Here is an 8,867-nt window from a genome sequence, read left to right on the forward strand (position 1 = left end):
GTTAGAAACTTAGGTTAACCCCAAATGTAAAATTGCGCATAATAGGGTAGTAGGCACCGCTTGAATTGATTTCGGGATCCCAGCCTTTTCTATAGTTGCTTTTGGTAAATAGGTTTTCGGCATTTGCGTAAACCCTTAAACCCGACAATTTCCATTTGGTAAGGATGTGCTTAGGGATGGTATAGCCCAATTGGATGTTCTTGAGTCGTAGGTAGCTCGCATCCAGTAACCAATAGTCTGATAGCAGGGTATTGGGTGTGCCGGTATTCGGCAATTGTTCAATTCTTGGATAAATGGCATTTCTATCGGGATTGGCGGCTGTCCATCTGCCGTCAGCTTGCCAGCGTTGGATATTGCCGTTTTGTGTCAACGCAAATCCAGCATAATTGTCCAATAAGCCTTTAACACCGCTTACACCTTGAAGAAGTATTCCTAAGTCAAACCCTTTGTAGCTCATCCCGATATTCATCCCGTAGGTGTATTTGGGGATACGTGATCCAATCACAGTTCGGTCGTACGTAGCGTCTACTTTTCCATCAGGGACACCGTCGGGGCCACTGATGTCCTTGTATCGGATATCGCCTGGTTGCGGTTTTGGGTTGATGCTGGTTTGATTGGCATAGCTTGCGATATCAGCAGCATCGATAAATAAGCCATCGGCCTGGTAGCCGTAGTAGGATTGGATGGGGTAACCGATAAATAGGGTTGAACCATTTCCCACTAAGCCATTAGGTTGATTGATATTGCCGACACCCAAATCGACGACCCTATTTTTGACCGTAGAGAAGTTTAGATTTACATTGTAAGAAAAATCATTTAATTTTTTTTGATGCCCTAACGTAAATTCCCATCCTGTGTTTCGTAGTTTTCCAGAATTTTGTAGGCCGACGTCAAAACCTAGCACATTCGAAACACTAGAATCTGGGCTCACCAAAATATCGTAAGTATATCGGTTATAATAGGTGCTACTGAATGTCAATAAATTTTTAAATAAAGCCACTTCCATGCCCGCATCTGCCGTTCGGGTCGATTCCCAGCGTAGGGTAGGGTCAACAATGGTGGTTCGAGCTAAGCCTGGAGATATTGCATTACCAAAGGGGTAGTTATATCCGGTATTTAAAATATTTTGATACGGGTAATTTCCGATATTTTGGTTTCCAAGTACCCCATAAGATCCTTTGATTTTCAATTCGTCGATCCAACTATAATGGTCCTTTATAAACGATTCTTCACTCAGCAACCAACCTATTGCAATCGAAGGGAAGGTAGCATATTTTTTATCGGTTGGAAAACGGGATGACCCATCGTATCGAACAACACCCTCGACAAGGTATTTCTTGGCATAATTATATTGTACGCGTGCAAATAATGATTCTAATGCCCACTCTGAGGCTGTCCCAGCGTTCTGTTGCCCATCTGGTGAACCTACATTTAACTCGGTAAGATCATTGCTGGGAAAATTCTGGCGGTAAGCGCTTAAACCTTCGCTGTAGCCTTTTTCGAAAGAATAACCACCTAATATTTTCAGGTTATGCGACCCGAAAGTCTTCGTGTAGTCTGCTAAAGCTTGAAAAGTTTTGTAAGTGTCGTAGGGCGCACTTTGGTTCAGATTTGAGGGGCCCAGAATTATGGAATTGTTGATCCGTTGCGAAGCTCTGAAAAGTTTTGTACGGCCATTCGTCTGCGTATACCCGCCAATAGCGGATAAGGTCAGATCTGAAATCGGTTTCCAATCGAGCCTTGCGTTTCCCGAGATATTGGATACTTTTTCTTTGTAGAAGGATTCGCTCTCCAGGAAAGATACGGGTGTCCATTTCAGGTTATTTCCTGCGCCCCAGTCACCGTTGCTCAACCGAATAGGGTATATGGCGGGATAGCGAATCACCTGAGAAATGATATCCGTCATGCGGGAGAAGTCGAGCGTTGCCGGTGCTGCCGGTTCGTCTGTTTCGGTCTGAATTGCTGCTACCCGCGTCGTTAATTTGAGCTTGTCATTGAGGTTTGATATGAGATTGAGGCGGACATTGTATTTGTCAAAATTGTTTTTGATGACAATACCTTTTTGATTCAAAAAACCAGCAGATAAGGTGTATTGTATTTTATCTGTGGTATTGGATATATTTAAATTGTGGCCTGTTTGTGTTGCTTGCGACTTAAATGAGCTTGCCATATAATTGGCATTGGGATAATTGTCAGGATCTGAGCCATCCTTAAATTTTTGGATTTCTTCGGCCGTATAACCACCGCCACCACTTGTGGTTTCGTTGAGTAAGGAAGCGTACTCCCAAGAGTTGACAAATTCGGGGAATGCTGTTGGCTTTTGGATCCCATAATAACCATTGTAATTGACCGTTAATTTTCCGCCAGCTGCGCCTGTTTTTGTTGTTACCAGAATAACGCCGTTTGCGGCTCTAGCTCCATATATGGCTGCTGAGGAGGCGTCTTTCAATACCGATATCGAGGCAACATCATTTGGGTCAATATCATTAAAGGAATTGGTGGGGATACCATCAACTAAAATAAGTGCGTCGGTACTGGCGCCGAATGATCCCACACCACGAATCTGTATCGTATTGTTTGCTGCCCCGGGTTGGCCAGATCGCTGTATGACGGTCACGCCCGGCATTTGACCTGTGAGGGCCTGAGCAAGCTGGGGAACGGAGCGTTTGGCGAGTTGTTTCCCATCAACTTGGGAAACCGAACCGATTAGTTCTTTCTTTTTTGTCGTACCGTAGCCTACGACGACGACTTCCTCCAATGCGTCTATATGCTGGCTAAGTTCAATATTGAGGTAGGGCTGGTTGGCCAACGGGATTTCCTTGGTTTGGTAGCCGATCATTTTAATGACAAGTACGGCGTTATTATTTGCTTCAATCTGAAAGTTACCACTTGCATCTGTAGTAGTTGCTTTTGTCGAACCTTTTATCATAATTGTTGCACCTTGGAGCGCGGTTCCTTTGCTATCGTGAACATTTCCCTTGATGGTGTGGTTTTGTTGCACTAAGACGTAATTGCTTGGAAGGTCATACGTTAGGTGGTTTGTTTTTAACTTCGTTACGACAAGCATATTATCCTGAAAACTCCAATCCACAGGTTGGCCTTTTAAAAGGATCGGTACAGCTTTTTCTAAAGGCATATTGCGAACCTGCGCCTCAATTTTTAGTTCAGCAAGTTCTTTACCATTCAATAGAAAGGGGACGCCACTCTGTTTTTGGATGGTACGTAGTACCTGCACCAATGACATTTTTTTGGCGTTAATCGTGATTGATTGTGCGTAGCTGGCTGCAGACAGCTTAACAACACATGCAAGAGTAAAAAATGCGCTCAGCTTCCTTTTGGTCTTCCATTGCTTGGGAATGTTCACAGCAATTCGATTTCTATGAACAAGAAATTTAAAATTCATAAATTTGTTGAATTAGGGATATAATCTATTGTTAAACTGATTGGGTAAATCGGTCAAAAATGGAGATCGCTATTATGGCCGATTAATGTTCGTAGCATTGGTCGGCTTTTTTTAGTATCTCGTTTTGTCTCCTTAGGTTGGTTTTCTCATAATTGTTGTTTTTGGGTTATTTCATGGATAATTGGTTAGTTTGAAACAAAGAGTTTACGGATGCCATTTTCTTGAATCAATTCAAATTTAATATGGCTACGTTCCAAAATTTTTAGGACTGCCGATAGACTTTTCGTACGTTGAATTTCGCCATATAATAGTGTTTCTTTTATCGGTTGCGTGTAGATGATTTGCAGGTCATACCATTGACCGATCAATTGTAGGGCAGTATGAAGGTCCGTTTCATTAAAATAGAATTTATTGTCGAGCCATGCGATGTAGTTAGCGGGATCGACCACTTTTTTGGATAGTTGACCCGAAGCTAAGAGCGCTTGTTGGTTGGGTGTGAGCTGTAACGTTTGCCCTTGCGCGGATAGATTGATGCTTCCCTCCACAAGCGTTGTACTACTCTGGGATTTCGAATAGGTGTTTACGTTGAATTCGGTACCGGTGACTTCGATGAGCTGTCCATTGGAAACGACCTGAAATGGAACCTTTTTATTTTTTGCAATTTTGAAATAGGCTTCACCGTCAACTTCAACAACACGTTTGTTTTTTGCAAAATGAAGCGGGTATTTGAGTGTTGTTTTCGCATTGAGTGTAATTTCCGAGCCATCTTCCAATTGGAGTTTCAGCATTGTGCCGGCGGGGGTATTAACTGTGGCCATCAGATCTTCTTTTAAAGATTCGTTTTGTAGAACAGTACCGTCTTCGTAGGTCAATTTATCCCCTGAAACCAGGGCTCCTTTCTGACTCGATACCTGAAGTACTTTGCCATTCGAAAGTCGTATTTCAGCGTTGTTGTTCTGTGCTTCTACATCATTTAAGACCATTCGATAGCTGATCGGTGTAGCCTGTTTTTTTACCACTATGAAATACATCAGACCACCTAAAATTAGGCTTATTAAAGCTGCAGCGTAGGGTAGCAAACGCTTTAGGTTTCTTATAGGAGATGGTTTAATGGCGGAGGTTCGAATGGTTTCTAGGGTCTTTGTCTTTAACCTTTCGTTCCAATTCATCGTATCTGAGGCCTGGAGTAGGCTCCATTGATTTAAATCGTTGATAAAATCATCGCGATCTAAAAGGTCTTCAAAAAAAATACGGTGTTCTGCTGATTCGTCCAACCATAGCTTTAAATCGGTCTTTTCATCCGACGTTAAGTTGTCGCCGATGTACTTTATGATTAGTTGTTTGATATCATCAGTCAATCTCATGGTGTATAATTTTAGATAGATACGTAACAGGAAGGATAAACCTTAGTAAAAAAATGAAAAAATATTCAGGTGTAGCATGCCGATAAACATTAAGCTCCATCCGTCCAATATCGTCAGGACCACGTCCAATAGTGCTTTGGCATTTATCTTTCAAGGATTAATTTGCATCTTTAAAAAGATTCTTGTCGTTTAAAGGTTACGCGGGTTTAGCAGTTATGCTATGTGAGAAGTCAGCCTTGAATTCGGTTTTGGAATTGAGGCGCTCGGAAGGGGCCTGGTCGAAATTTATTAAGGGAAAATAGGAGGGGACGAGAAGTTCAGGCCTATTCGCGGTTTTGTTTATTTTAAAATATTGTGCCGATGAAAAGAAAGCTAAGTTTTATTTTTCTGCGAATTATAGGGTTTAGTGTATCGACGACCTTTGTCCTTACAGCCATACTTCAGGCAAATAATGAGGCTGCAAAAAGAGCACGTTGCTACATGCCCTTTTTTACAGAATCGTTGCTTTCATTCGTAGCACTCTGTATTGCGATTGGTACGATATCTATTTTTCTAAATTTAAATAAGCAATTCAGAAGCAGTAGGCTTGCACGGGCACTTTCCTTTGTTTTATTGCCCGCTGCTATTAGCCTATTGTTTTCGTCCTTTCTGATCCAAACTGGTGGAGCATCCAATATATTTGAAATGCTCCACATGGCTGCAACCATAGTTCCGGTTTGGGGGCTGATCTTATGGCAATATAATAGATTTAGTCGTTGGCTGGCTATTACGACTTACCAACATTAATTATGATGACAGCCATTAAAATCAGGAGTATGCCAAACCATTGGAACCCTGAAACAACTTCCTGCAGAACCAACATGGCAGATAAGGTTGAAACGGGGATTTCCAGACTTGAAATAATATTTCCCATCGCTATTCCAGTTTTCGGGATTCCCTTTGTAAATAGTAAGGGTGGAAGAATCGTTCCAAAAATGGCAATCAATAATCCCCAGGGTAATGCGTTAGGTTGTATATACCGAATAATATCCATGTTCCAAAATGCTACGATGAGCAGCAGTCCGCCTAAAACCAAGAATTGGCTTCGTACCGAACTCGGTAACTCTTTCTCCACTGTGCTTGAAGCATAAATTGCCAGCGCATAACTTATTCCCGCTCCGAAACCCAGTATTATTCCTCTGTAATCAAGCGCATTATTGTTTTGGAATAAATTGGTTGCTAAGGTCGTGCCGAGCAAAACAATAATCACTCCTGCTAGTTTACCTTTTGATGGGAGCTTTTTCAGTAGCACTGCTTCTGCCACTAAACTTATCCAAATAGACTGCATCAGCAGGATAATCCCAACGGATACGGGAATATATTGGATGGAGAGATAGTAAAGTGTTGTTGTTAGACCAAGGGAAATGCCCCAGACCATCAGTTTAATTTTTGATGAAAATTTGATGATGTTATGTTCTTTTGTGTGACGTTTTGACAACAGATTAAAGGCCAGCAAAAAGAGAAAACCAAACATAAACTGCAGAAAAGTCAACAGACTTGTGTGTATCCCTAAGTGGTTTGCATATTTCACAATTGTTGCGAGTAGTCCATAGCTGCAAGCGCCTGCAGCAACATAGAGTGTCGATCTATAATCCTTCATGTTGAAAGTAGTTTTGAAATAAAGCCAACTGTTGTGATAGTGATTTGCTCCAATAAGCAGTATCGTGTCCGCCTTTTGATTCGATGTAAAGATGCTCGATGTTTTTGTTGGTCAGATGCTTGTGGAATGTACGGTTCATTTCCAGCATTTGCAGGTCTTCAGTTCCACAATCGAGGATATAGCGTTGTTTATTGTGCTTCATTTTATCTTCGTTGCTGTAGATGCGGTCTACATCGTTCAGATTTTTGAAATCGCCCAATACCTTGTCTACCTGATATTGCTGGTAGGCCTGTCCGAAGCGGTCAAAATCAAGTGCGCCGCATGAACTTCCGACGATCGAAAATGTTTGTGGGTAGGCTATGCCGATGTGCAATGCTCCGTAGCCACCCATGCTCCAGCCCAGTATTCCGCGCGCATTTCGGTTTTGTTGCGTCGGGTAGTGATGATCGATGTAATTGACTAGCTCATTTCCGATAAAGGTGCTGTACTGTGAATGTGGATCGATGGGGCTATCTACGTACCAAGAATTGAAATCTCCATCTGGTAGCACGTAAATAGTCTGAAAAGTTTTTGCTTTTTGGATTAAGTCGGGAATGTCTTCTTGCACTGTACGGGTGGGGGTGCCGCTATAACCATGGAGAATATAAACTGTTTTATAATTGATCCCGTCTTTCATGTCGGGCGTAATTATAATGGTTTCAATGTTTTTGTCCATTTTGGCACTATGGATTTTTGTCTTAACGACTTTTTGTGCCGCCAGTGGTAGGCTAAGGGCAGAAAATAGGAGGGTGTATACTGTTTTCATAGCTTAAAATTTTATCTTTATAAGGCAAAATTCAAGAGTATAATCTTTAAAAACGTATACAGATGTTGATGGAATTATTCTTTTAATTCCTTACGGATGCGGCTTAATTGCGTGGGAGTTACACCAAGATAGGAGGCGATATGATGCTGTTTGAGGCATTTGAAAAGCACTTGGTTCTGATGAAGTTCAAGGTAACGTTCCTTCGCAGATTCCCATTTCAGCTCGATTTCAAGTGGTTCTTTTTTGACCACCCAATTCTTTTCCAGGTAGGCTATCTGAAAGAGTGCTAAATCATGCTTTGTCCGGACAAGCTCACGGAAAGCCTTGGCAGAATACTGAATCAACTCAACATCTTCGAGTGCAACGATGTTGAACGCGCTCGGTGTTTCTGTGATGATGGCGGCGGTGGAAGCACAAAAGCTATTTTCTTCAAAAAACATTTTATAGATGGTATTACCATCAGCGTCTAATTTATAATAGCCTAATAATCCTTTGCAGATAAAATAATAGTACTTGGCATATTCTCCAGCACGTAGAATATGTTCATTTTTTTTGAACTGCTTCACCTGAAAGATAGTTTTCAAAATGTCTGTTGTTTCTGCACTGAGCGCAGCATAAGTATTCATTTCGAAGAGTAGTTTTTCTATCATCTGGGGCAATTGTTTTTGTACATGCTGGTCTGTCTTATTAACAAAGTTAGTGAAATGACAGCTGCAATAGTGTCTTTACGGACTGTAACTTGGAAATTAATGATTTTTACACTAGTCTTTGATGTAATACTCTGTTCCATTTAAGCCGACATAGATTTCCTTATCGAGGTCACCGCGATAGCCAATAAATAGCGGATACTGCTGTTCACGTAGTGGATTATTATAAAGTTCCTCGATATTCGCATACTTTGCTTTAACAACGATCTGATTGGTTTCGCTATTTTTTATTCCCTTCAGTAAAGTGTGTTCACTGGTAAAATCTATGTAGGGTATTTCTTTTCGTTTGGGCTGAAAAACCAATTTAACACCTTCTTCAATCAACTCCTTGTTTTTTGTTCGAAATTCCTGAATGGATTGCTCGTCCGGAAATAGTTGTTTTCCGTTCCGGTTGTCTCTGATGTGTTGAAAGAGTGTGTTTTGATCTATGTTGTCGCTATAATAAACAGTTGAATTTTTGTACAGATAAATGGTTGTTTCACCTGTTTTAAAATCGGTTGGATTGTATTTATATACTCGTGTACCCTTTTTATCGATGCGGTATCGCTCACCATTGAATAGAACCCAGGCATAGTCTGCTGTTCCATATTTAATGATCTCGGCATTATTCACATGGAAAAGTTGGAAATTGTAATCAGCCTCGAATAATTCTGCCTTTTCAAAAAGCGCTTTTATCTTAATGTTTAGCGATTTGTCAGAGTAGCCATATAAGCTGTTCTGCATTAGTGTCGGAATTAAATCAGGATACGCCAAATCTGTTGAGGCTAATTTATCTTGGGCATGAGCAGGAATACATAAAAAGGTTAGAAGAAGTAAAACAAAATTTTTCATCCGTTGTGCTATTTAATGTGCCTAACAAAGCTATTAAATTAGCTCTGTAAAAAAATCAATGGAAATAGTGATTTTTAATATTGCTGAGCCCCGAAAGGGACCAAGCAGACTTCTTGGG

Annotated in this window: 7 protein-coding genes; 1 reads left to right on the forward strand and 6 read right to left on the reverse strand. The window is 41.0% G+C overall.

The genetic code is table 11. The features are described from left to right. Position 1 precedes the first annotated feature (1 nt). Together B4Z90_RS05680 and B4Z90_RS05685 are read right to left on the reverse strand one after the other, a co-directional pair. A complete protein-coding gene (locus B4Z90_RS05680) occupies positions 2-3,403 on the reverse strand; it encodes a SusC/RagA family TonB-linked outer membrane protein (protein WP_115048074.1) in 3,402 nt (1,133 codons plus the stop codon). 185 nt (positions 3,404-3,588) lie between these two features. Beyond that, on the reverse strand, positions 3,589-4,767 hold the full coding sequence (locus B4Z90_RS05685; RefSeq protein WP_115048075.1) for a FecR family protein: 1,179 nt from the start codon (positions 4,765-4,767) through the stop codon (positions 3,589-3,591). Positions 4,768-5,127: 360 nt separating this feature from the next. Here B4Z90_RS05685 and B4Z90_RS05690 point away from each other — a divergent pair, with 360 nt between their 5' ends. Continuing rightward, positions 5,128-5,553 (forward strand): hypothetical protein, encoded by a 426-nt coding sequence (locus tag B4Z90_RS05690; RefSeq protein WP_070569779.1) that lies wholly within the window; start codon positions 5,128-5,130, stop codon positions 5,551-5,553. On the opposite strand, the gene B4Z90_RS05695 is transcribed toward B4Z90_RS05690, so the two are convergent. From B4Z90_RS05695 to B4Z90_RS05710, 4 genes are all read right to left on the reverse strand, one after another. Continuing rightward, positions 5,534-6,406, reverse strand: a complete 873-nt coding sequence (locus tag B4Z90_RS05695; protein ID WP_070569781.1) for an EamA family transporter — start codon at positions 6,404-6,406, stop codon at positions 5,534-5,536. The two genes, B4Z90_RS05690 and B4Z90_RS05695, sit on opposite strands and share 20 nt — an antisense overlap. After that, positions 6,393-7,211, reverse strand: coding sequence for an alpha/beta hydrolase (locus B4Z90_RS05700; RefSeq protein WP_115048077.1), 819 nt, complete (start codon positions 7,209-7,211; stop codon positions 6,393-6,395). Before B4Z90_RS05700 ends, B4Z90_RS05695 begins: the two co-directional genes overlap by 14 nt. 74 nt (positions 7,212-7,285) lie before the next feature. Next, a complete protein-coding gene (locus tag B4Z90_RS05705) occupies positions 7,286-7,861 on the reverse strand; it encodes a Crp/Fnr family transcriptional regulator (protein ID WP_070569785.1) in 576 nt (191 codons plus the stop codon). 111 nt (positions 7,862-7,972) lie between these two features. Continuing rightward, positions 7,973-8,749 (reverse strand): hypothetical protein, encoded by a 777-nt coding sequence (locus B4Z90_RS05710; protein WP_070569787.1) that lies wholly within the window; start codon positions 8,747-8,749, stop codon positions 7,973-7,975. Positions 8,750-8,867 lie beyond the last annotated feature (118 nt).

This window comes from Sphingobacterium sp. UBA5639 (assembly GCF_002421245.1).
Taxonomy (GTDB): domain Bacteria; phylum Bacteroidota; class Bacteroidia; order Sphingobacteriales; family Sphingobacteriaceae; genus Sphingobacterium; species Sphingobacterium multivorum.